Source organism: Bradyrhizobium guangxiense (genome assembly GCF_004114915.1).
Taxonomy (GTDB): Bacteria; Pseudomonadota; Alphaproteobacteria; order Rhizobiales; family Xanthobacteraceae; genus Bradyrhizobium; species Bradyrhizobium guangxiense.
In genome coordinates this window covers 623045-643047 of record NZ_CP022219.1, presented here as the reverse complement: position 1 = coordinate 643047, position 20003 = coordinate 623045, and the positions used below count along the sequence as shown (strand labels likewise).

Here is a 20003-nt window from a genome sequence, read left to right as displayed (position 1 = left end):
ACGGAGACTTTCGACCGTGCTGAACAAGTTCGGCCCCTCGGGCCATGGCGAAGCGCAGGTGCAATATCTCGACGGCGATTTCCGCGTGATCTCGCCGGGAACCTTCGTGCGCTGCGCGATCACCGACACGCGGATCCCGCTCGACGAATTGAAATACTGGAGCGTCGATCTGCAGGAGGCCTACGCCACGCCCGCCGCCGTGCTGCAACGGCATTTTCCGGGCGCGCTGAAGCAGTCGTGATCGCGTCAGGTGGACGAAGGCGCATCGCGCCGTGCCCACCATCTCCTTGCGATCGCGGCCAACCCGGTGGGCGCGCGTTGCTTTGCCCCCACGATATCGAACGCTTGGTATGGTCCGGCTATTGCGGTTCAGGACCATCGCTGCCCACGCAGGTCTTGACGAAACTCTTCCGCTCTTCCCCGACGATGTTCTGATCGATCGCCTGCTTCAGGCAATCGAGCCGCGCCTGCGCCATGCAGAGCTGCAGCTGGTCGCGCCTGTCCTGTCCGTTCAAGCTGGCCGTGGTCGCAAGACACGTCACGCGCTTGGTCGCGGGAACCGGCACGGTGCCGGTCGGAGCGGCAGGCGAGGGCTGAGCGAGGACGGGCAAAACCGGCAGACATAAGAGGCCGGCGGCAACGATCGCGGACCGCAGTTTCATCGAACTCTCCTGGGCGGAGATGTACCGATAAGAGCGCGGCCATGAATGCCGGCTGAATGTCAGTGGATATTTAAAATTGTCCCGCTCCCGTTGGGGCTGACTTAAGACGCCCGGCACCACATTTCCGGACGGGAAAAAGTGGCAATCGGGCAGGAACACGCATGAGCTCCCCGAAATTTTACAGCCGTCGGTTCGGGACAACATCGTGCCCAGAGGGGGATGCTCGTCGGCATGAACGAGCGGTCGGCCTGCTCGAACGATTCGCTCGAGACCAGTCCGGAAGCTATGTGATCATTTCGGCGCTGCTGATGCCGGTCCTGGTCGGCACCGCAGGCCTCGGAACCGAAGTGGGCTGGTGGTACTATAAACACAAGAACATGCAGAGCGCGGCAGATTCCGGCGCGGTCAGCGCCGCGACCGCGGCGAGCGCAGGGACGGACCCATCGTCCGAAGCCAAAGCGGTGACGGCAAGCTACGGCTATCCCAGCGGATTGAACAACGTGACGGTCACGGTGAACCAGCCACCGAAGACCGGCAATCACACATCGAACTTGCAGGCCATCGAAGTCATCGTGAGTCAGCCGCAGCAGCGGCTGCTGTCAGCCTTGTTCGGCTCGGATCGTGTACTCATTTCCGCTCGCTCGGTCGCCCTGCCGAATTCCGGCACAGGCTGCGTGCTTGCGCTCAACTCAAGCGCAAGTCCCGCCGTCAACGTCAGCGGCGGCAACCAGCTCAACCTGATCAAGTGCAACCTGTACAGCAACTCAAATGCCAGCCCCTCACTCAACGTGGCCGGCAGCGCCTCGGTCGCTGCAAATCAGGTCGGAGTGGTCGGCGACGTTTCCGGCGCCAGCAGCATCACGGCGAGCAACGGAGTCAGGACGCACATCGCGCCTGTCGCCGATCCCTTCGCCAACGTCTCTCCGCCGGCGAGGCCGAGTTGCACCAATGCCAAGATCACGGTCAACGCCAATGGAAAAACCAACTCGCTGGACCCCGGCTGCTACACGGGCAGCATCACGGTCAATGCCGGCGCAGTCCTGAACCTGAATCCAGGCATCTACTATCTGGATGGGGCCAACTTGAGCGTCGCCGGAAATGCCACCATCACCGGCAGCGGTGTCACCCTGGTGTTTACGGGTTCTGGAAGCGACTGGGGTACCGCTTCAATCGGCTCCAATGCGACCATCGACCTGACGGCACCGACCAGCGGCCCCACCAAGGGCATCGTCATGTACGGCGACCGCAACATGCCGGCCGGGACGGCTTTCAACCTCACCGGTGGCAGCACACAGAATTTTGGCGGCGCCATCTACCTGCCAAAGGCCAACCTCAGCTTCAGCGGTGGCAACGGCACGAGCACGTCCTGCACCAAGATCGTCGCGGATACGCTGACTTTCACCGGCACGTCGAACCTTCAAGTCAACTGCACCGCGCTCGGCACCGCGACCATAGGTTCGCAAACCGCGCAGCTCATCGAATGAGGTTTGGAGCGATGCAAGTCCAGAGCTTTTCATCGAAGCATTGCCGTCGAATGCTCGGCTCTCTGGCGCGGCATGTACGCGCCGCTGCCCGCGACGAACGGGGCGTCGCGGCCGCCGAATTCGGCATCCTGATCCCGCTGCTGTCGTTGATGGTCGTTTCGGTCACAGACGTCGGGCTCGCACTCTATCGCAAGATGCAAGTCGAAAATGCCGCTCAAGCTGGGGCGCAATACGCCATTGCGCGCGGCTTCGACCCGACCGGCATCTCGAACGCGGTAGCAAGCGCCACCAGCGCCACGGGCATCACGGCTTCGCCCCCGCCCGTGCAATTTTGCGGGTGCCCGACGACTACCGGAGTTAGCACCGTCACGTGCGGGACGGTTTGTACCGGCGGCACGCAGGCTGGGACATATACGAAGGTTTCGGCGCAGGCGACATACTATACGCTGATCGACTATCAGATCGTGGCGGCCACTTACACATACACCGCGCAGTCCACTGCGAGGCTGCAGTGAAGCTCGCAGCGTTGCGGCAAGACGAGCGGGGCGCCTCGGCGTTGGAATTTGCGCTGACCGCTCCCGCGTTCCTGCTCTTCGTATTTGGGATCATCGAATGCGGGCTGCTGTTTTGGACGCAGCTGGGAATCCAGCATGGGAGCGAAATGGCGGCGCGCTGCGCAACGGTCAACACCACGCTCTGTTCAAATAGCAACACGGTAGCGAGCTACGCTGCCCAGCAGGCCTTCGGCCTCACTCTGCCTGCGGGGACATTCACCTTTGCCACGGCGGCATGCGGCAACCAGGTCAGCGCGAGTTATTCATTCGAGTTTCCGCACATCCTCAATCTGTCCCCGATGACACTGACCGCCCGGGCATGTTTCCCGAGTTGAGTTCACGATGCGCCGCTCGGCCACCTTCATAATGAAGTACATGCGCGCGGACGCACTTGGCCGATTCCCAGCAAGATGATCTCTGTCGCGCTGCTCTGCTTGCATTGAAGCTTGCCTGCAGCCTCTGGTGAGTCGTTTCGCGTTGTGGTTGGATTCTGCGCCGCGGTTCGGCGCCCTTAAGTTGTTCGACGAAGTCCTGGTGAAACACAAGGCTGCTAAGCTGCGTGTTAGGTAACTTGGCCTCGCCCCTTTTTTGTCGCGCCGTCAATCAAGCAAGCACAGTTGTCGAGCTCTGGAATTGGCGCAGTGTGTGAACGGGCTCATATCGAAGAGCCGTCTGGCGGGCTACGATCACCTCGGAAGTTCGCGGTGGGACATCTGTAAATCGAAAGTCAACGATGGGGGTGATCATGCCCGCCATACTGGACCGACTCTATCGTGAATATTGCCGCGCCCGTCTCGCTGAAATGCGGAAGCAGCTTCTGACCGCAACTAAACGCTTGGAAGCGCGCGAAGCGCATCATCACTCAGTCGATCAGGGTGACGATGAGAGAACCGACGTCCACGGAGATCCCGGTCGCGACTCGCGGAATTGAAGCGGCAGCAAGGCCGCTAACGTCCCCACAGGTCGCAGTGACCAAGCGTTTCGCAACAGTTTGGGAGCCGCCGATGAATACGCCGGAATGTTATACTGTGATGGTGGCCTGCGTCTCATGCCTCACCATCATCGGAATGATGGCCGTCGGGGCGTGGTGAGCGTGCCCCCTCGCCGCGTTGCAGACATGGTTCTGATTTTGACATGAGAGCAGCCGCCGCGTCGTCCGACTGCGGCGGCTGCGCTTTGAATCCGGATGTCAGCTTCCGGGCGGCGAATACGAGGAACGCAGCTTCGCCGCGTTCTGGCGAACCTGCTTGATCTCGTCCTGCGTGAACAACCGAACCAGCTTCACGTTCTGCAGCGTGCCCGCCGTGACGGTCAGGCCTGAAATGGCCGGAGCCGCACTGGGATCAGGCACATCGAAAATCACCAGAACGCCTGGGCCGTCGGTCGCGACGCTGTACATCGAGACCAGTTTTCCGCCGGCCGCTTCGACGAGTTTTCGGGCGGCCTCCTGGCGATCGGTCGTGGGATTCTCCAAAATGGCATTGAGAGCGCGTGGCGTATATTGTCCGGTGAGGCAAAAATGCATGGCATGCTCTCCTCTGAATTGTTGGCAATAACTCTCCGCGCCGTTCCGATCTGATCGTTACGGCCGCTACATTGACATGATGAAGATTCATTGCCCGCCGTGGGCATCAACGCCGTCGATAATTGCCGGGAGTTCGGCACGTCCCGGTGACGGCTCTCATGCCAGGCTACATCAACTCGCGAAGGCGCGGAAGTGGATTCGCCAGCAGACGTGATTCTGACGTTGGCAGGAATGCATCAGAATGGGCATAAGCGCGAGCGTGCCCACACGACGAGATCAACGCCTAGAGAACCTGCGCTCGCGTGCCTCGTAGAGATGGTCGCTGATCAATTGCCGCAGCTTTGCCGGCTCATCGAACTCAAGCTGGACGGCGAACGGCACGATGTCGCCAGGCACGCCCTTGCTGCCGCGCAGGCGTGCGAGGTCCTTTTCCGTCGTTACCAGCGTCAGTTGCTCGCGCTGGGCGTCCGCTGCGAGGGTGGCGATCTCCTCGGTCGAGAACATGTGGTGGTCGGCGAAGGGCCGCGTGCGCGCGACGTCGATGCCGCTGGCGCGAAGAGTGCGGAAGAAGCGGCCGGGATCGCCGATGCCGGCGAAGGCGAGGACTCGCTTGCCGAGGAGCTGCGCGACCGTGTTCGCATCGGGCTTCAGGCGCGCGCGCAGCGCTGGTCTGTTGCGCTTGGCAAGCTCTGCCGCGACATCGTTGGCCGCGCGGCCATCGCCGATCAGCACCAGCGCGTCGGTGCGCGCGAGCTGGACCTGCAGCGGCGCGCGCAAGGGGCCGGCGGGAAACACCTCGCCGTTGCCGAGGCCGCGCTCGCTGTCGATCACGATCAGAGAAGCATCCTTGACCAGGCGCGGGTTCTGGAAGCCGTCGTCCATCAGAATCACGGTGGCGCCTTGCGACTTCGCCAGCGCGACGCCGCCGAGGCGATCGCGTGCGACCGCGACGGGGACATCGCGCGCCATCATCAGCGGCTCGTCGCCGACGTCCGAGGCGGTGTGACGTTCGCGATCGACCATGACAGGGCCTTCCAGGCGCCCGCCATAGCCGCGGCTGAGCACCACCGGCGTCTCGCCGAGCTCGCGCAAAAGCTTGGTCAGCGCCAGCACGGTCGGCGTCTTGCCGGCGCCGCCGACATGGTAATTGCCGACGCAGATCACGGGAATGCCGGCGTCAACACCCTTGCGCAGCATGCGCCGCCCGGTGATTGCGCCGTAGAGCGCTGCGAGCGGCCATAACGCGTAGGACTGGGGGGAACGTGGCCGGTACCAGAAGGCCGGCTCACGCATTGGCGGCTCCCATTTCGATCCGCAGCTGCAACAGATAAGGCTCGAGCGCGGTCATGGTGCGATTGAGCGCGCCGCCGAGCTGCTCCACCACGCCCGCGCCGGCACGCTGCATCTTGTCGCGCATGACGGGGTCGGCCAGCAATTGGCCGAGCTGCTTGACCAGCGCCTCCTGCGTGTCGGCCTGGCGCGCCCCGCCGCTGCCGTCGAGCGCCTCATAGACATCGGCGAAGTTGAAGACGTGCGGACCATGGACGATCGCAGCGCCCAGCTTGACCGCCTCGATCGGATTCTGCCCGCCATGGTGGATCAGCGATCCGCCCATGAATACGATCGGCGAGAGGCGATAGAACAGGCCGAGCTCGCCCATGGTGTCGGCGACATAGATATCGGTCGTCGCGGTCGGCAGTTCCTCGCGCGAGCGCAACGCCGGCGTCAGGCCAGAGGCGGTGATCAAGCCCGCTATCGAAGAGCCGCGATCGGGATGCCGCGGCACGATCACGGTGAGGAGCTGCGGGAAGAAACCGACGAGGCTGCGATGCGCGGCGACCAGCATCTCGTCCTCGCCGGGATGGGTCGAGGCCGCGACGATGACCGGCCGCCCGCGCGTCATCGCGATCAGTCGCTCGAGCTTGGCGGAATCGGCCGGCGGCGCCGGCACGTCGAGCTTGAGATTGCCCGTCGTGACCACGTCGCGGCCGCCGAGCGCAGAGAAGCGTTCGGCATCGGTCTTCGATTGCGCCAGGCAAATGTCGAACCGCGACAGCAGCGCCGAGATGGTCCCGTGCATGCGCCGCCAACGCGGGAACGAGCGCGGCGACATCCGCCCGTTGATCAGCACCATCGGCACCCGGCGCGATGCGCCGGCGAGGATCAGATTCGGCCACAGATCGGATTCGATGAACAGCGCCAGCGACGGCTTCCAATGGTCGAGGAAGCGCGCGACATAGCGCGGCGAATCATACGGCACGTATTGATGGATGACGTCGGGCGGGAAGCGCTTCGCGACCACAGCGGCCGAGGTGACGGTGCCCGAGGTGAGCAGGATGCGCAGATTGAGATCGCGCAGGCGCTCGATCAGCGCCGCTGCGGCCAGCACCTCGCCGACGCTGGCGCCGTGGATCCAGACCAGCGGGCCGTGCGGCCGCACGTCGCGGGACAGGCCGCGCCGCTCACCGACGCGCGCGGGGTCTTCCTTGCCCTGCCTGAGCCGCCGCTTGATCAGCGCGGGCGCAAGCGGCACCAGGCCGGAGGCAAGGCGCCGGTACATCCGCAGCGTGATCGGCAACGCGATGGGCAGCGATTTAGGCATCTTGGGGTCCCGGACGGCCAAGTTGCGCATAGGCGCGGCGGGTCGCCTCGTTCAAGGTCTGTTCCAGCTCCAGCCGCAGCGCTTCCATCGTGTCGGCGTCGGCATCCGGCGGAACGTGGATTTCCTTGATGCCGACCAATGCGCCCCGCCCGAAGGGCAAATTGATGGTGGTGCGGTCCCAGTTCTTCAGCCGGATGAAGCGGCTGGTCGCCATCGCGAAAGGCATGATCGGCCGCCCCGATTCCCGTGCCAGCATGATGATGCCGAGCCCGGCCACGCGCGCGCGCTTGGGGACATCGGCGGTCAGCGCGACATTACAACCGTCCTGCAGCGTCCGCACCATTTCCTTGAACGCGCCGACCCCGCCCTTGCGGTGGAACGCACCGCCGTGATCGCCGGAACCGCGGATCAGGCCGATGCCGAGCCGCTCCACCGCGATGGCGTTGAACTCGCCGTCGCGGTGGCGGGAGATCAGGACCTTGGCCCGATAAGAGTCCTTGTTCTTGATGAAGGGGGTGAGGAAATGCTGGCCGTGCCAGAAGGCGAAGATCGCCGGGATCTGCGGCTCGACGATGTCATAGACGTCTGGCGGATCGAACGTGAACTTGTTGGTCCGCCGGACCAGACGCAGATATTCGGCCGCCAGAACCCCGACGGCACGCTGAAACCAGCTGCTTCGCAGCGTATTGCGAAGCAGTTTCTTCAACGCGCCGGTTCTTGATTCGGGTCGAGCAGCCGGTGGAGATGGACGATGAAATAGCGCATCTGCGCGTTGTCGACCGTGCTCTGCGCCTTGGCCCGCCAGGCGGCGTGAGCGGTCGCATAATTCGGATAGAGGCCGACGATCTCGACGTCGTCGAGGTTCTTGAAGGTGTTGTGCTCGAGATCGACGAGCTCGCCGCCGATGACGAGGTGAAGCAGTTGTTGCGGGGCACTATCTGGCATGAGTTCTGTTCCTAACGGGCTGCCCGGCAAAGCAGTGTTCAACAAGCACGACGAAAGCGCTTCAGGCCAAGGGGCGGTTTCGAAAATGCGCGACTATGCCCGCATGACGATCGCGTCCCGCTGCCACCAGCACCCCGTGCGCCACTTCCCGGCGGTTATAGAGGATGGGTTCTCCGGAGAGGTCGCTCATCCTACCATCGGCTTCCTGCACGATCAAATCGGCCGCCGCAAGGTCCCAATCATGGCTGTTGCCCCCCGCAAAAGCCGCATCCAGCGCACCATGGGCGACCCGGCACAGGCGCAGCGCGAGCGAGCCGATTCGCGGATGCAGCTTGATGTCGCCGAGTGAGGGCTTGAGGCGCTCGACCAGGGGTTTTGGGCCGGCGACGCGGGCAAAGTCCAGCTCGGCTCCTGAGCTCGCCCGCACCGGGACGTCGTTGAGCGTCGTGCCGCGTCCGCGCGCGGCGAAGAAGAACTCGCCGCTCGTCGGCGCGAATACCGCGGCCAGCACCGGCGCCGCATCCTCGACCAGCGCGACGCTGACGCACCAGTCGTCATGGCCGTTGAGGTAATTGCGCGTGCCGTCGATGGGATCGACGATCCAGGTCAGCCGCCGCGACAGGCGGTCCGCGTCGTCGGCGCTCTCCTCCGAGAGCCAGCCATAATCCGGCGTCGCACTGCGCAGGCGCGTTTCGAGCAGGTCGTTGACGGCGATGTCGGCTTCCGACACCGGCGAAGACGCGCCTTTGGTCCACTTCTTCAGCTCGGTACGGAACAGCGACTGTGCCAGCACACCCGCTTCCCGCACCGTATCTTGCAGCAGCGCCGCGTCGCGCGTCAGGATGGTGTCGTTCGCGTCAGCGTCCGCCAAGCGTCAAACCCTCGATGCGCACCGTCGGCGCATTGATGCCGTAGCGGAATTCGAGATTGTTCGCCGGCTGCATCGACTTGAAGATCTCGAACAGGTGGCCGGCGATCGTCACCTCGCTGACAGGATAGGTGATCTGGCCGTTCTCGATCCAGAAGCCGGAGGCGCCGCGGCTGTAATCGCCGGTGACGCCGTTGACGCCGGAGCCGATCAGATCGGTGACGTAGAATCCTTGGCTGATGTCGGAGATCAACTCGGCGGGCGTCGGCGTGCCGGCTTCGAGATGCAGATTATACGGTCCGGGCGAAGGCGAGGACGACACGCCGCGATGGGCATGGCCCGTGGTGACGAGGCCGAGCTCACGCGCGGTGGCGCAGTCCAGCAGCCAGGTCGTCAGCACGCCCTCGTCGACCAGCGCGGTCTTCTTCACGGCCACGCCCTCGGCGTCGAAGGTCTGCGAGCGCAGGCCGCGCCGGCGCAAGGGATCGTCGATGATACGAATGTTCTTGGCGAACAGCTGCTGGCCGAGCCTGTCCTTCAGGAAGCTGGTCTTGCGCGCGATCGAGGCGCCGTTGATGGCGCCGACCAGATGGCCGACCAGCGAGCCGGCAACGCGCGGATCGAACACCACCGGCACCTTGCAGGTCTCGACCTTGCGCGGATTGTAGCGCGCCACGGTGCGCTCGCCGGCGGAACGGCCGACGGCTTCCGGCGACAACAGATCGGCGGCATGCGGCGCCGAGGGGAAGTCGTAATCGCGCTCCATGCTGGTGCCTTCGCCCGAGATGGCGGTGGCCGAGATGCCCTGGCTGGAGCGCAAGTAAGAGCCGTGGAAGCCGGTCGAGGTGACGAGCACCATGCCGCCGATGCCGGCGGAGGCCGAGGCGCCGCCGGACTTGGTCACGCCCTTGACGCCGAGTGCAGCTGCCTCGGCCGCGAGCGCGCGGCGCTCGAGCTCGCTCGTCGCGGGCACATCGGGATCGAGCAGGTCGAGGTCGGGGAAGTCGCGCGCGAGCAGCGCGGGATCGGCGAGGCCGACATATTTGTCGTCGGGCGCGACGCGCGCCATCGCCACCGCGCGTTCAGCGAGCTTGGTCACGGCATCGCCGCTGACGTCGTTGGTCGAGACCACCGCCTGGCGCTGGCCAACCAAGACACGGAGGCCGACATCGTCGCCCTCGGACCGCTCGGATTCCTCGACACGCCCATCCCGCACCTCGACGCCCTGCGAGACGCCGCGCACCGCGACCGCATCGGCGGCATCCGCGCCCGCGCGCCTGGCCGCTTCCACAAGCCTCTGTGCGAGATCGGACAGCGCGGACTGATCGAACAGGTCTCGGCTGGCCTTGGACATATTCTTGGACGAAAGCGTCGAGCTTACGGATGGTGAAGAGTTCACGAACGAAATCCTGTTGGGGCGGGGTTCGGGACCGGAACCCACAGATGTGCCCTGATTGCGCGGACTTCAAGCATTTTCAGCCCGCCAAAAGCTCAGATTCGCATGTTGCGCGCAACGTCTCGTCAATCATGCGCGCCAAGCTCTTGTCAATCATGAGCCGCAGTGAGGATGGGTTAACCAGCCTTTTTAAGCGGTTTCGGAAACCGCCGCGCTAAGGTCCTCGCATCGACCGGGAACATAATCCCGGCGGGGAGACTAAAGCCTTGAGGCGTCAAACAGCAACATGCGGGGTCAACCCCGCCGGGTCGAGCCGCTCGCTGCGGCTCGACCCTCTTTCCCTTCCGGTTCGCTTCGATGCGCATGATCCGCGCGCCGACGGATACACAAGGCAGATCGAGCTTCATCGCGAGCGTGTCGTGCTGCGCCGTGCCGTGCGCGGCATGCAGATGGCGATCAACGTCCGCGTCAGCGACTTCATCGGCGTCGCGCTGCGCGGCAACGACGAGGCGCAGACCCTCGTCCTGGTGCATCGCGATCCCTCGCTCTCCGTCCCGCTGCTGATCAGCGCCGACGGCGACGAGCTCGCAGAGGCCTGGGCGGTCTGGAGCGAGATCTTCGCGCTACCTCAGCTCGACGAGGGCGCCCGCAAGCCCGCGCCGCGCCGTCGCCGTGCCAACGCGATCCGCGCCCGCCGTCCGAAATTTTTGATGCGCCGGCGTGTTGCGATGGCGCGCGAGCTGACTGTGCATCAGGGCGAACGCGAGATCATCGCAAGGAATTAAGCGGCATCGCAGGCGCTGTAGGGTAGCCAAAGCGCAAGCGTGCCCGCCTTCTGTCGATCAATGGAGATCATGGGCACGGCGCAAGGGCGCCGTTCCCCCTTACGAATTACGCCCCCCGCATCACCGCGTCGGCCAGCAATCCCGCAAGCAGCAGCAAGCCCGCATGCTTGTTCGACTTGAAGAGGCGCAGACACAGCTCGGGATCGTCGATCCGCAGGCGCGCGATCTGCGAGGCGAGATGCGCGGCGAAGGCGGCTAGGCCGAGCCAGGCCGGCCAGCGCGCATCGCCTGACGCCAGTGCGACGCCGATCAGCATCACCGAGAGCCCGTAGAACAGGATCAGCGCCTGGTGCGTGTGCGCGCCGAACAGGCGCGCGGTCGACCTGATGCCGATCAGCGCGTCGTCCTCGGCGTCCTGATGCGCGTAGATCGTGTCATAGCCGATCACCCAGGAAATCGCGCCGGCATAGAGCACCAGCGCCGTGACGTCGATGCGGCCGAAGGTGACGGCAAAGCCCATCAACGCGCCCCAGGAGAAGGCAAGCCCCAGCACGATCTGCGGCCACCAGGTGATGCGCTTCATGAAGGGATAGATCGCGACGATCAAAAGCGAGGCGATGCCGGTCGCGATCGCGAAACGGTTGAACTGCAGCAGCACCAGAAGGCCGATCAGCGCCTGCACGACCATCCAAGCCAGCGCCTGCTTGGTGCTCACCTGCCCCGACGGCAGCGGCCGCGAGCGGGTGCGCTCGACCTTGTCGTCGAGGTCGCGGTCGGTGATGTCGTTCCAGGTGCAGCCCGCCCCGCGCATCACGAAGGCGCCGATGAAGAACAGCACGATGGTGAGCGGCAACTGGCGGACGTCGTGCGCCATGCCGCTCGCAAGCGCCGCCGACCACCAGCACGGCATCAGCAGCAGCCAGGAGCCGATCGGACGATCGAAGCGGGACAAACGGAGGTAAGGCCGCGCCCAGGGCGGGGCGAGCGTATCGACCCAGTTGCCGGTGGAATCGGCAACGCGGGCAGATGCGCTAGTGCCCAGTTTTCGAAGTTCGTATTCCATCGCGGCGAATTCCGGTACGAACTTCGAAAACGACAAGGGCACTAGCAAGAAAACTAAATTCACGTGCCGCTTATCGATTTGAAGTTCCTATGAGGATCTCGCGGCAGGCACCGTAGGAACTTCAAATCGGCGGCACGTGTATCATCTTGTGAGGACGTTGCCGTTGAGCGTGTCGAAGGTGCTGCCACCCTTCTTGCCGGCATTGGCCTCAGGCGCCGAGCCCGACCCCAGCACCTCGCTCAGCGACGGGCCTGCGGGACGCGCCTGCTGTTGCTGCATCTGCTGCGCGACATTGCAGACCTTCGTCGCCATGGCCTCGGTGTTCTTGTGACCGTCCTTCATCTGCGCGCCGACCTGCGGCGGGATTCCGCATTTGGCGGCGTGGGTGTCGATGTACTTGATCATCTTGGTCTCGGCCTGGCTGAAATTGCGGATCAGCTTGCAGGCCTCGTCCGGTGGCGCGTGACGGTCGCTTGCCGCCTTGATCAGCTTGCCGCGCTTCTCGGCTTCCTCGCGCAGGGGCATGAACGCCTTCATGCAGTCCTCGCCGGGTCCGGCTTGCGTCGGCGGAGCCGCGCCGAAAGCGCCGGGGCCGCCGATCGGCGCGGCGCCGTTCACGGGAAAGGACGATTGCGGCGCCGTGCCGACGGAGGCGACCGGTGCGGAGCCGTTCACGGACGGAAACGGGGAGCTGGTCGGGGCCTGACCGGGCAGCGGCGCCGGGAAGGCGCTCTGCGCATGAACGCCCGCAGCGCCCAGCGTGACCATGGCGGCAGTGATCGGAACCATCAAATGACGGATCATCAAGAAAGTCTCTCCGGCAGGAGCTTACGGGGTCCAGCGTCTTCCCAATTGAAGCGCAACCAGCGTGCTCGTGATTTTACGATTCCCGCCGGCGCTTAACAACCCGCCGAATAGGGCAAGAGCGCGGCGCGCCGACGCACTGATTTGGCAATATTTACCCCCGAAACGGCGGCTTTCGGTTAATAACGGCGCCAAATTGGACTTTTGAACGATGCCCTCGCACGATTTTCGCGCTCCCCGCCTGTTCGTCGATGCCCCCTTGGCCCAGGACGCCAGGGTCGCGCTCGACCGCGATCAGAGCAATTATCTCGGGAATGTGCTGCGGCTTGCCGCCGGGGCCGAGGTTCTGGCGTTCAACGGCCGCGACGGCGAGTGGCAGGCCGCCATCGAAGGCCGCAAGCGGCCGGACGGCCTCGTTATCCTGCAGCAGACCCGGCCCCAGGACCGGCTTGCCGACCTCGCTTACGTGTTCGCCCCGCTCAAGCATGCCCGGCTCGACTACATGGTCCAGAAGGCCATCGAGATGGGCGCCGCCGCGCTACATCCGGTTCTGACCCGGTTCACCCAGGCCTCCCGGGTCAACACCGAGCGGATGCGGGCCAATGTCGTCGAGGCCGCCGAGCAATGCGGCATCCTCAGCATCGCGACCGTGACCGAGCCGGTGCCGCTGGAGCGATACCTCGGCCAGCGGCCCGCCGATCGCCTGCTGATCTTCTGCGACGAGGCGGCGGAGCTCGAAAACCCCATTCAGAGCCTGCAAGCCGCACGCGCGGCAGGACACGGCATCGACGTGCTGATCGGGCCCGAAGGCGGCTTTGCCGAGGAAGAACGCGCCCTGCTGCTGCGGCAGCCCAAGATCCTGCGGCTCGCCCTGGGGCCCCGGATCATGCGCGCCGACACGGCCGCGGTGGCGGCGCTGGCGCTGGTGCAGGCGGTGCTGGGCGATTGGGGCGGCAATCCACCTGATGCCGGCATTGCCCGCCCGTTAAGCGATTGATCCTTTGGAGGTCGAAACCGCGCATCGACCATGCTAAGGGCTGCGCCAATCCGCCTCCCTTGCCCTGCCCGGTTCCACCGGGACCATGGACCCCTGTCATGACCGCGACTGCCACCTCAAATGCTGCCGGCTCCGCCGCCTGGGCGGATACGCTGCTGTTGTCGTTCGCGCAGGCCGGCTATGTCAGGGCCGAGCCCGCCATCCTGCAGCCCGCGGAGCCGTTCCTTGATCTGTCCGGCGAGGACATCCGCAAGAGCCTGTATCTGACCACGGACCTCTCCGGTGAGGAGCTCTGCCTGCGCCCGGACCTGACCATTCCGGTGGCGCGCGATTACCTCGCCTCGCCCCGGGCCGGCCAGCCGGCCGGGTTCAGCTATCTCGGACCGGTGTTTCGCTACCGCAGCGGCCAAGCCAGCGAATTCCTGCAGGCCGGCATCGAATCGTTCGGCCGCCAGGACCGCGCCGCGGCTGACGCCGAGATGCTGGCGCTGGCGCTGGAGGCGACGGCTGCCTTCGGCGTCAGCGAGGTCGAGATCCGCACCGGTGATGTCGCGCTGTTCAACGCACTGCTCGATGCGCTCAATCTGTACCCGGTCTGGCGCCGCCGCCTGGTCAAGGACTTCAACCGCAAGATCAGCCTGGAGCAGGATCTGGAGCGGCTGGCGGCCGCCGCCACCGCGACACGCAGCGAATATGAGGGCGTGCTGGCGGCGCTGGCCGGCTCCGACCGCAAGGCGGCGCTCGCCTTCGTCACTGACCTGATGTCGATCGCCGGCACCACCAATGTCGGCGGCCGCACCACGGCCGAGATCGCCGACCGCTTCCTCGAGCAATCGACGCTGAAGGGCGGCGCGCTGCCGCGCGAGGCGATCGCCGTGCTGAAGCGCTTCCTGTCGATATCGGGCAACCCCGACGATGCCATCGCCGAGCTGCGTGCACTCACGACCGACGCGAAGCTCGATCTCGCCTCGGCAATCGACCAATTCGAGAGCCGGGTCGGCTTCATGGCGGCACGCGGCATCGACGTGAAGCAGACGCGCTTCTCGACCGCGTTCGGACGCGGCCTCGATTATTACACCGGCTTCGAATTCGAGCTGCATCACCGCGGCAACGGCGCCGAGCCGCTCGTCGCCGGCGGCCGCTATGACGGGCTGATGACCCAGCTCGGATCGGCGGAGCCGATCCCCGCAGTGGGCTTCTCGGTCTGGGTGGTTGCGCTGACCAAGATCGGCCGCAAGGTGGGAGCGTAATATCATGAGCGCGCCGTTCGTTCTGGCCGTTCCCTCCAAGGGCCGCCTGCAAGAAAACACCGAAGCCTTCTTCGCCCGTGCCGGGCTCAAGCTGTCGAAGGCCGGCGGTGCGCGCGACTATCGCGGGACCATCGCGGGCCTGGATAATGTCGAGGTCGCCTATCTCTCGGCGAGCGAGATCGCATCGCAACTGTCGCGCGGCTTCGCGCATCTCGGCGTCACCGGCGAGGATCTGGTGCGCGAGAATATCGCCGACGCCGACAAGCGCGTGTCGCTGATCGAGGGTCTCGGGTTCGGCTATGCCGACGTCGTCGTCGCGGTGCCGCAGGCCTGGATCGACGTCCGCACCATGGCCGATCTCGACGACGTCACCACCGGCTTCCGCGAGCAGCATCACATGCGGATGCGGGTCGCCACCAAGTTCGTCAACCTCACGCGCGCGTTCTTCCAGAGCCACGGCATCACCGATTACCGCATCGTCGAAAGCGCAGGGGCGACCGAAGGCGCTCCGGCGGCCGGCAGCGCCGAGCTGATCGTCGATATCACCACGACGGGCGCGACGCTTGCCGCCAACGGCTTGCGCGTGCTCGACGACGGCGTGATCCTGCGCAGCCAGGCCAATCTCGTGGCGTCGAAAGATGCCGACTGGTCGCCGCAGGCGCGGGAGACCGCGCGCGTCATCCTCGATCACATCGCGGCAAGGGCGCGCGCCAACAAATACCGCGAGGTCCGCACCCGCTTCCGACAGTGCGATGCCGCCCTGCTCGGCGAAGCCCACAGTCGGTACGGCGTCGAGGCGCCGTTCGGCGGACCGACCTCGTCAGGCATGCTGACGTTGCATTGCCCGCCGGGGCAGCTCTATGCGCTGGCGAGTTTCCTGCGCGAGCATGGCGCCGAGACCGTCTCGGTGGTTTCGCTCGACTACGTGTTCGACCGGGAGAACCCGCTGTTCGCCAAGCTGGAAGCGTTCCTGCGGCGGTGAGTCCCAGGTCCATTCAGCTTTGCGACAGCAAACGGCAGCTACCATATGCTGTTGAGATGATTTTGAACGCCTCTGGAACCTCGATCGATGACGCTGGGCTCTGACGTTTCCGGCATGACGACCACCGCGAGCAGCGCTGCCGCGCAAGGGCTGTCGATAGTCGTCCCCGTCTACAACGAGGCGGCGGGCCTCGCCGCCCTGCATCAGCGCATCTGTGATCTCGCCAAGACCGTGCGGCAGCGCTATCGGCTGTCTTGCGAGGTCGTCTATGTCGACGACGGTAGCAAGGATGCGACGCTGGCGATCGCCCGTTCGCTGCCGGCCGACGCGATCGACGTCCAGGTGGTGTCGCTGTCGCGCAATTTCGGCAAGGAGGCCGCGCTGATGGCCGGCCTCGACCATGCCCGGCTCGGCGCCGTCATGTTCATGGACGGCGACGGCCAGCATCCGCCCGCTCTGATCGAGCAGCTGGTGCGGCACTGGATCGACGATGGCTATGACGTCGTCTATACCGCCAAGGCGCATCGCGACAACGAGAGCTTCCTGCGCCGCGTCTCTGTGCACGGCTTCTACGCGCTGATCAATTGGGGCGCCCGCCAGAAGATTCCGGAGGACGCCGGCGACTTCCGCCTGCTGTCGCCGCGCGCCGTCGCAGCCCTCAGGCAATTGCCCGAGCGCAACCGCTTCTTCAAGGGGCTGGCAAGCTGGATCGGCTTCCGCCAGATCCGCGTCGACTACGAGCCTTCGGCGCGCGCCCACGGCGTCACCACCTTCAATGCCGCAAGCCTGCTTGGCCTGTCGATCGAGGGCCTGACCTCGTTCTCAGTGGCGCCCCTGCGCTTCGCCAGCCTGCTCGGGGTCATTCTCGCCGGAGGCGCTTTCCTGTTCGGCCTCTCGATCCTCTGGGAGGTGTTCACGACCGGCAAGCAGGTGCCCGGCTATCCCTCGCTCGTGATCGGCCTGATGACGATCGGCGGCGTGCAGCTCATCATGATCGGCATCGTCGGCGAATATATCGGCAAGATCCTCTCCGAGTTGAAGGCGCGCCCGATCTACTTCGTCGCCGAGCACAGTGAGAAGCACTTCGAGGCCGACGACGCCGCCAAGAGGACGGCGGCCGAATGAGCGCGGCCGCGGACCTGCGGCGGATCTGGCTCTGCGCCGACGATTACGGCATCAGCCCTGGCGTCAACCGCGCCATCCGCGACCTGATAGAACGCGGCCGCCTCAACGCCACCTCGGTGATGATGGTGGGCCCGGCGATCGAGCGCAGCGAGATCGAAGCGCTGCAGGCTTCCGCGACAGCGAGCCCGCGTTGCGCGATCGGATTGCACGTGACGCTGTCGGCGCCGTTCCGCCCCCTCACCATGCATTTCCGTCCGCTCGACGGCGACATGTTCATGCCGTTTCCAAAACTGTTGCGCGCCGGATTGATGCGTCGGCTCGATCGCGAGTTCGTCCGCAACGAGGTCAAGGCGCAGCTCGCCGCCTTCATGGACGCGTTCGGCCGCGCGCCCGACTTCGTCGACGGGCATCAGCATGTGCAGCTCTATCCGCAGGTACGCGACGGCTTTGTCGATGCGGTCAGCGAAGGCGCGCCAAACGCCTGGGTGCGCCAGGGCGGGCGCGACCTGCCGCTGAAGCAGCGGCTGGCCTCTCCCAAGGCCATGGTGCTCGATATCTTCAGCGCGCAATTCCGTCGCCGCGCCGGCAGCGCCGGCCTCAGCTTCAATCCCGGCTTCGCCGGCGCCTATGACTTCACGCGGGCGGCCGATTTCGGCGAGTTGATGCGGCAATTCCTGGAAGGCCTCCCCGATGGCGGCCTCGTGATGTGCCACCCCGGCTTCGTCGACGATGTCCTCAAAGGCCTCGACCCCATGACGGATGTCCGCGAGCGCGAGCACGCCTATCTCTCGGGCGATGCCTTCGCGCGCCTGCTGGCGGTCAGCGGCGCCACATTGGAATGAAACCGGCAGAAAGCAAGCGGCGAGGCGGCTTGTCGCATACCGAAATTTAATCCGGCCGGCACTGTTGGGGCCACAATGGAACCCTACATCTCCTCTCGCGCTTGGTTTTGCGCGAAGGAGACAGATCATGACGCCGCAGGAACGCCAGCTCGTCGACGACCTTTTCGACCGGCTTTCAAAGCTGGAAAACGCACCCCGTGATCCCGACGCGATCGCTGCGATCTCCGATGGGCTGCGCAAGGCGCCCGGCGCGGTCTATGCTCTGGTGCAGACCACGCTGTTGCAGGACGAAGCGCTGAAGCGCGCGAATGCCCGGATCCAGGAGCTGGAGGCGGCTCATGCGCCCGAGCAGGCGCAGTCCGGCGGATTCCTCGATACCATGCGCGACACGCTGTTCGGCGGCGGCCCGTCGCGCGGCTCGGTTCCGAACGTGCCGCCACGCGACGCGCGGCCGGTGTGGAACAGCGGCCAGGCGATGCAGCAGGCGCAGCCGGGCTACGGCGCACCGCCGCCTTACGGGCAGGCTTACGGCCAAGGTCCGGGCCAGGGTTATGGTGCTCCGCCGGCCGGCGGTGGCGGCGGCTCGTTCCTCGGCACGGCCGCGGCAGCTGCGGCCGGCGTCGTCGGCGGTTCGCTGCTGCTGTCCAGCATCCGCGGCATGATGGGCGGAGCGCACCAGCAGGGTTTTGGCGACAGCAGCCTGATCGAGGACCGTGGCGGCGGCAACAGCCCATGGGGCGGTAGCGACCAGTCCGGTGGCTCGCTCGCGCGCGATGCCGGCCTCAACGACATCGGCTCGAGTCGCGATTCCCGCCAAGATTCCGGCCAAGGCTTCTTCGACCAGGCCTCGAACGATCGGGACAATAACGATCAGAACTACGGCGATGATCGCGACGACGACACGGACATGGCCGACGACAGCGATTTCGGCGGCGGCGATGATGGCGGCAGCGATTACGCGTGACTCTTCTCCCTCTCCCCGCTTGCGGGGAGAGGCGAAGCATCCACATCACATCACCACGACCTTGGTGCCGACATTGACGCGGCCGTAGAGGTCGATGACGTCCTCGTTGCGCATGCGGATGCAGCCGGAGGAGACGTTGGTGCCGATGGTCCAGGGCTCGTTGGAGCCGTGGATGCGATAGAGCGTCGAGCCGAGATACATCGCGCGGGCGCCGAGCGGATTTTCCGGGCCGCCTTCCATGTGCCGGGGCAGATCGGGCCGGCGCGCCAGCATTTCGGCCGGCGGCGTCCAGTCCGGCCATTCGCGCTTGGCCGTGATCGACTTCACGCCCGACCAGGTGAAGCCGGGACGGCCGACGCCGATGCCGTAACGCATCGCCCTGCCATTGCCCTCGACGAGATAGAGGAACTTGTTCGGCGTATCGACCACGATCGTGCCGGGACTTTCCTTGCCGCTATAGTCAACGAGTTGCTTCTCGAATCTCGGATCGAACGGGCGCTGCCGAGGATCGACCGCGTCCTGCTGGAGCGCGCCTTGCTGATATCCGCCTTGTTGATATCCACCCTGCATCTGCGGCTCGCCCATCGGCGGCAGGCGGCGCTGATCGTAGTAACTCGGCTGCTGCTGATAGACCGGCCGCTCGGGCGCGTAGGCCGGACCGCGGCCGGGGCCATCACCGAACAGGAACTCGATGAAGCCGCCGCCCATGTTGGAATTGGAGGCGACACGGACCGGCGCCGGCGGCACCTGCGGCGCATAGAGCACCGCGGGCGGATCGTTCGGCACGGTGTTGTCGAAGGCGCAGGCGCCGTTCGCGCCGGCAAAAAAGGTGCAAGCGCTGCCGAGCAGCGCGACAGACATTCTCTTGAACATCGACGTACTCTGTACTGTTTCGTCTAGATCACATGCGCCGTGGAGCTGATGGCTGATCCGCCCCCTCGACGTGGTCAATAAAAGGCAAAAGCCGTTTTGTTTGGTAAACGAAACCGGCGTTTGGATTCACCACGTCGCGAGCGAAGCGGCAATTTGGCGATCAGCGTTTATTTTCGATGAACGCAGCGGAGTGATGGTTAATCGCCTCTTTGCCCGGCGTCGCGCGACGCCGCACAACAGTTCCGGCTGTGAACTTCGTGTTAAATCGCTTCTGCCTACAAA

The 20003-nt window shown here is 65.2% G+C and carries 22 protein-coding genes; 11 read left to right on the top strand and 11 right to left on the bottom strand.

Translation table 11 applies throughout. The annotated features are described in order from the left end of the window. The first annotated feature begins 16 nt into the window (after positions 1 to 16). A complete protein-coding gene (locus tag X268_RS03075; protein WP_035716452.1) occupies positions 17 to 241 on the top strand; it encodes a DUF2093 domain-containing protein in 225 nt (74 codons plus the stop codon). A 118-nt stretch (positions 242 to 359) separates the two neighbouring features. Here the strand turns inward: X268_RS03075 and X268_RS03070 are convergent, their stop codons facing one another. Next, the gene (locus X268_RS03070) at positions 360 to 662 is read right to left on the bottom strand and encodes a hypothetical protein (RefSeq protein ID WP_128923562.1); all 303 of its coding nucleotides are present in this window, start codon (positions 660 to 662) and stop codon (positions 360 to 362) included. A gap of 161 nt (positions 663 to 823) precedes the next feature. Between X268_RS03070 and X268_RS03065 the strand changes: the two genes are divergently transcribed. Genes X268_RS03065 through X268_RS03055 form a run of 3 tightly spaced genes read left to right on the top strand, consistent with a single transcriptional unit; the run spans position 824 to position 3035 of the window. Further along, positions 824 to 2146, top strand: a complete 1323-nt coding sequence (locus tag X268_RS03065) for a pilus assembly protein TadG-related protein (RefSeq protein WP_128923561.1) — start codon at positions 824 to 826, stop codon at positions 2144 to 2146. Between the two features lie 50 nt (positions 2147 to 2196). Continuing rightward, positions 2197 to 2661, top strand: coding sequence for a TadE/TadG family type IV pilus assembly protein (locus X268_RS03060; protein WP_128923560.1), 465 nt, complete (start codon positions 2197 to 2199; stop codon positions 2659 to 2661). Continuing rightward, positions 2658 to 3035, top strand: a complete 378-nt coding sequence (locus tag X268_RS03055; RefSeq protein ID WP_245477762.1) for a TadE/TadG family type IV pilus assembly protein — start codon at positions 2658 to 2660, stop codon at positions 3033 to 3035. The genes X268_RS03060 and X268_RS03055 overlap by 4 nt, the downstream gene beginning before the upstream one ends. Before the next feature lie 854 nt (positions 3036 to 3889). Here X268_RS03055 and X268_RS03045 read toward each other — a convergent pair. From X268_RS03045 to X268_RS03015, 7 genes are all read right to left on the bottom strand, one after another. Continuing rightward, a complete protein-coding gene (locus X268_RS03045; RefSeq protein ID WP_128923558.1) occupies positions 3890 to 4225 on the bottom strand; it encodes a GYD domain-containing protein in 336 nt (111 codons plus the stop codon). A 276-nt stretch (positions 4226 to 4501) separates the two neighbouring features. Beyond that, on the bottom strand, positions 4502 to 5518 hold the full coding sequence (lpxK, locus tag X268_RS03040) for a tetraacyldisaccharide 4'-kinase (RefSeq protein WP_128923557.1): 1017 nt from the start codon (positions 5516 to 5518) through the stop codon (positions 4502 to 4504). Then, positions 5511 to 6857 (bottom strand): 3-deoxy-D-manno-octulosonic acid transferase, encoded by a 1347-nt coding sequence (locus tag X268_RS03035; protein ID WP_128923556.1) that lies wholly within the window; start codon positions 6855 to 6857, stop codon positions 5511 to 5513. Before X268_RS03035 ends, lpxK begins: the two co-directional genes overlap by 8 nt. Beyond that, positions 6820 to 7533, bottom strand: a complete 714-nt coding sequence (locus tag X268_RS03030) for a lysophospholipid acyltransferase family protein (RefSeq protein ID WP_128923555.1) — start codon at positions 7531 to 7533, stop codon at positions 6820 to 6822. The genes X268_RS03035 and X268_RS03030 overlap by 38 nt, the downstream gene beginning before the upstream one ends. Then, the gene (locus X268_RS03025) at positions 7530 to 7772 is read right to left on the bottom strand and encodes a DUF4170 domain-containing protein (RefSeq protein WP_018648410.1); all 243 of its coding nucleotides are present in this window, start codon (positions 7770 to 7772) and stop codon (positions 7530 to 7532) included. The genes X268_RS03030 and X268_RS03025 overlap by 4 nt, the downstream gene beginning before the upstream one ends. A gap of 61 nt (positions 7773 to 7833) precedes the next feature. Next, entirely contained in the window at positions 7834 to 8643 is an 810-nt protein-coding gene (locus X268_RS03020) for a 3'(2'),5'-bisphosphate nucleotidase CysQ (protein WP_128923554.1), read from the bottom strand. Next, positions 8630 to 9994 carry a TldD/PmbA family protein gene (locus X268_RS03015; RefSeq protein ID WP_208764417.1) on the bottom strand — a complete coding sequence of 455 codons (1365 nt, stop codon included), beginning with the start codon at positions 9992 to 9994 and terminating at the stop codon, positions 8630 to 8632. The genes X268_RS03020 and X268_RS03015 overlap by 14 nt, the downstream gene beginning before the upstream one ends. A gap of 308 nt (positions 9995 to 10302) precedes the next feature. On the opposite strand from X268_RS03015, the gene X268_RS03010 reads away from it, so the two are divergent. After that, positions 10303 to 10821 (top strand): DUF6101 family protein, encoded by a 519-nt coding sequence (locus X268_RS03010; RefSeq protein ID WP_128923552.1) that lies wholly within the window; start codon positions 10303 to 10305, stop codon positions 10819 to 10821. Positions 10822 to 10927: 106 nt separating this feature from the next. Here X268_RS03010 and ubiA read toward each other — a convergent pair whose 3' ends face one another. Then, positions 10928 to 11884 (bottom strand): 4-hydroxybenzoate octaprenyltransferase, encoded by a 957-nt coding sequence (ubiA, locus tag X268_RS03005; protein ID WP_128923551.1) that lies wholly within the window; start codon positions 11882 to 11884, stop codon positions 10928 to 10930. A 141-nt stretch (positions 11885 to 12025) separates the two neighbouring features. Next, on the bottom strand, positions 12026 to 12688 hold the full coding sequence (locus X268_RS03000) for a hypothetical protein (RefSeq protein WP_128923550.1): 663 nt from the start codon (positions 12686 to 12688) through the stop codon (positions 12026 to 12028). A gap of 211 nt (positions 12689 to 12899) precedes the next feature. On the opposite strand from X268_RS03000, the gene X268_RS02995 reads away from it, so the two are divergent. From X268_RS02995 to X268_RS02970, 6 genes are all read left to right on the top strand, one after another. After that, the gene (locus X268_RS02995) at positions 12900 to 13685 is read left to right on the top strand and encodes a 16S rRNA (uracil(1498)-N(3))-methyltransferase (RefSeq protein WP_128923549.1); all 786 of its coding nucleotides are present in this window, start codon (positions 12900 to 12902) and stop codon (positions 13683 to 13685) included. Between the two features lie 98 nt (positions 13686 to 13783). Next, positions 13784 to 14935 (top strand): ATP phosphoribosyltransferase regulatory subunit, encoded by a 1152-nt coding sequence (locus X268_RS02990; RefSeq protein WP_128923548.1) that lies wholly within the window; start codon positions 13784 to 13786, stop codon positions 14933 to 14935. A gap of 4 nt (positions 14936 to 14939) precedes the next feature. Next, on the top strand, positions 14940 to 15917 hold the full coding sequence (gene hisG, locus X268_RS02985) for an ATP phosphoribosyltransferase (protein WP_128923547.1): 978 nt from the start codon (positions 14940 to 14942) through the stop codon (positions 15915 to 15917). A gap of 87 nt (positions 15918 to 16004) precedes the next feature. Further along, positions 16005 to 17042 carry a glycosyltransferase family 2 protein gene (locus X268_RS02980; RefSeq protein WP_128923546.1) on the top strand — a complete coding sequence of 346 codons (1038 nt, stop codon included), beginning with the start codon at positions 16005 to 16007 and terminating at the stop codon, positions 17040 to 17042. Next, positions 17039 to 17884: a ChbG/HpnK family deacetylase gene (locus X268_RS02975; protein ID WP_128923545.1), complete on the top strand. Its 846-nt coding sequence runs from the start codon at positions 17039 to 17041 to the stop codon at positions 17882 to 17884. The genes X268_RS02980 and X268_RS02975 overlap by 4 nt, the downstream gene beginning before the upstream one ends. A gap of 127 nt (positions 17885 to 18011) precedes the next feature. Then, positions 18012 to 18848, top strand: a complete 837-nt coding sequence (locus X268_RS02970; RefSeq protein WP_128923544.1) for a DUF2076 domain-containing protein — start codon at positions 18012 to 18014, stop codon at positions 18846 to 18848. A gap of 45 nt (positions 18849 to 18893) precedes the next feature. On the opposite strand, the gene X268_RS02965 is transcribed toward X268_RS02970, so the two are convergent. Next, the gene (locus X268_RS02965; protein WP_128923543.1) at positions 18894 to 19721 is read right to left on the bottom strand and encodes a L,D-transpeptidase; all 828 of its coding nucleotides are present in this window, start codon (positions 19719 to 19721) and stop codon (positions 18894 to 18896) included. Between the last annotated feature and the right edge of the window lie 282 nt (positions 19722 to 20003).

Bases quoted from the DNA above. Each gene is read 5' to 3' on its own strand.
- X268_RS02990 (WP_128923548.1), top strand. From the start codon at position 13,784: ATGACCGCGACTGCCACCTCAAATGCTGCCGGCTCCGCCGCCTGGGCG.
- X268_RS03000 (WP_128923550.1), bottom strand. From the start codon at position 12,688: ATGATCCGTCATTTGATGGTTCCGATCACTGCCGCCATGGTCACGCTG.
- X268_RS03065 (WP_128923561.1), top strand. From the start codon at position 824: ATGAGCTCCCCGAAATTTTACAGCCGTCGGTTCGGGACAACATCGTGC.
- X268_RS03025 (WP_018648410.1), bottom strand. From the start codon at position 7,772: ATGCCAGATAGTGCCCCGCAACAACTGCTTCACCTCGTCATCGGCGGC.
- X268_RS03045 (WP_128923558.1), bottom strand. From the start codon at position 4,225: ATGCATTTTTGCCTCACCGGACAATATACGCCACGCGCTCTCAATGCC.
- X268_RS02975 (WP_128923545.1), top strand. From the start codon at position 17,039: ATGAGCGCGGCCGCGGACCTGCGGCGGATCTGGCTCTGCGCCGACGAT.
- X268_RS03060 (WP_128923560.1), top strand. From the start codon at position 2,197: ATGCTCGGCTCTCTGGCGCGGCATGTACGCGCCGCTGCCCGCGACGAA.
- X268_RS03015 (WP_208764417.1), bottom strand. From the start codon at position 9,994: ATGTCCAAGGCCAGCCGAGACCTGTTCGATCAGTCCGCGCTGTCCGAT.
- X268_RS02970 (WP_128923544.1), top strand. From the start codon at position 18,012: ATGACGCCGCAGGAACGCCAGCTCGTCGACGACCTTTTCGACCGGCTT.
- X268_RS03035 (WP_128923556.1), bottom strand. From the start codon at position 6,857: ATGCGCAACTTGGCCGTCCGGGACCCCAAGATGCCTAAATCGCTGCCC.
- hisG (WP_128923547.1), top strand. From the start codon at position 14,940: ATGAGCGCGCCGTTCGTTCTGGCCGTTCCCTCCAAGGGCCGCCTGCAA.
- lpxK (WP_128923557.1), bottom strand. From the start codon at position 5,518: ATGCGTGAGCCGGCCTTCTGGTACCGGCCACGTTCCCCCCAGTCCTAC.
- X268_RS02965 (WP_128923543.1), bottom strand. From the start codon at position 19,721: ATGTTCAAGAGAATGTCTGTCGCGCTGCTCGGCAGCGCTTGCACCTTT.
- X268_RS02995 (WP_128923549.1), top strand. From the start codon at position 12,900: ATGCCCTCGCACGATTTTCGCGCTCCCCGCCTGTTCGTCGATGCCCCC.
- X268_RS02980 (WP_128923546.1), top strand. From the start codon at position 16,005: ATGACGCTGGGCTCTGACGTTTCCGGCATGACGACCACCGCGAGCAGC.
- X268_RS03070 (WP_128923562.1), bottom strand. From the start codon at position 662: ATGAAACTGCGGTCCGCGATCGTTGCCGCCGGCCTCTTATGTCTGCCG.
- ubiA (WP_128923551.1), bottom strand. From the start codon at position 11,884: ATGGAATACGAACTTCGAAAACTGGGCACTAGCGCATCTGCCCGCGTT.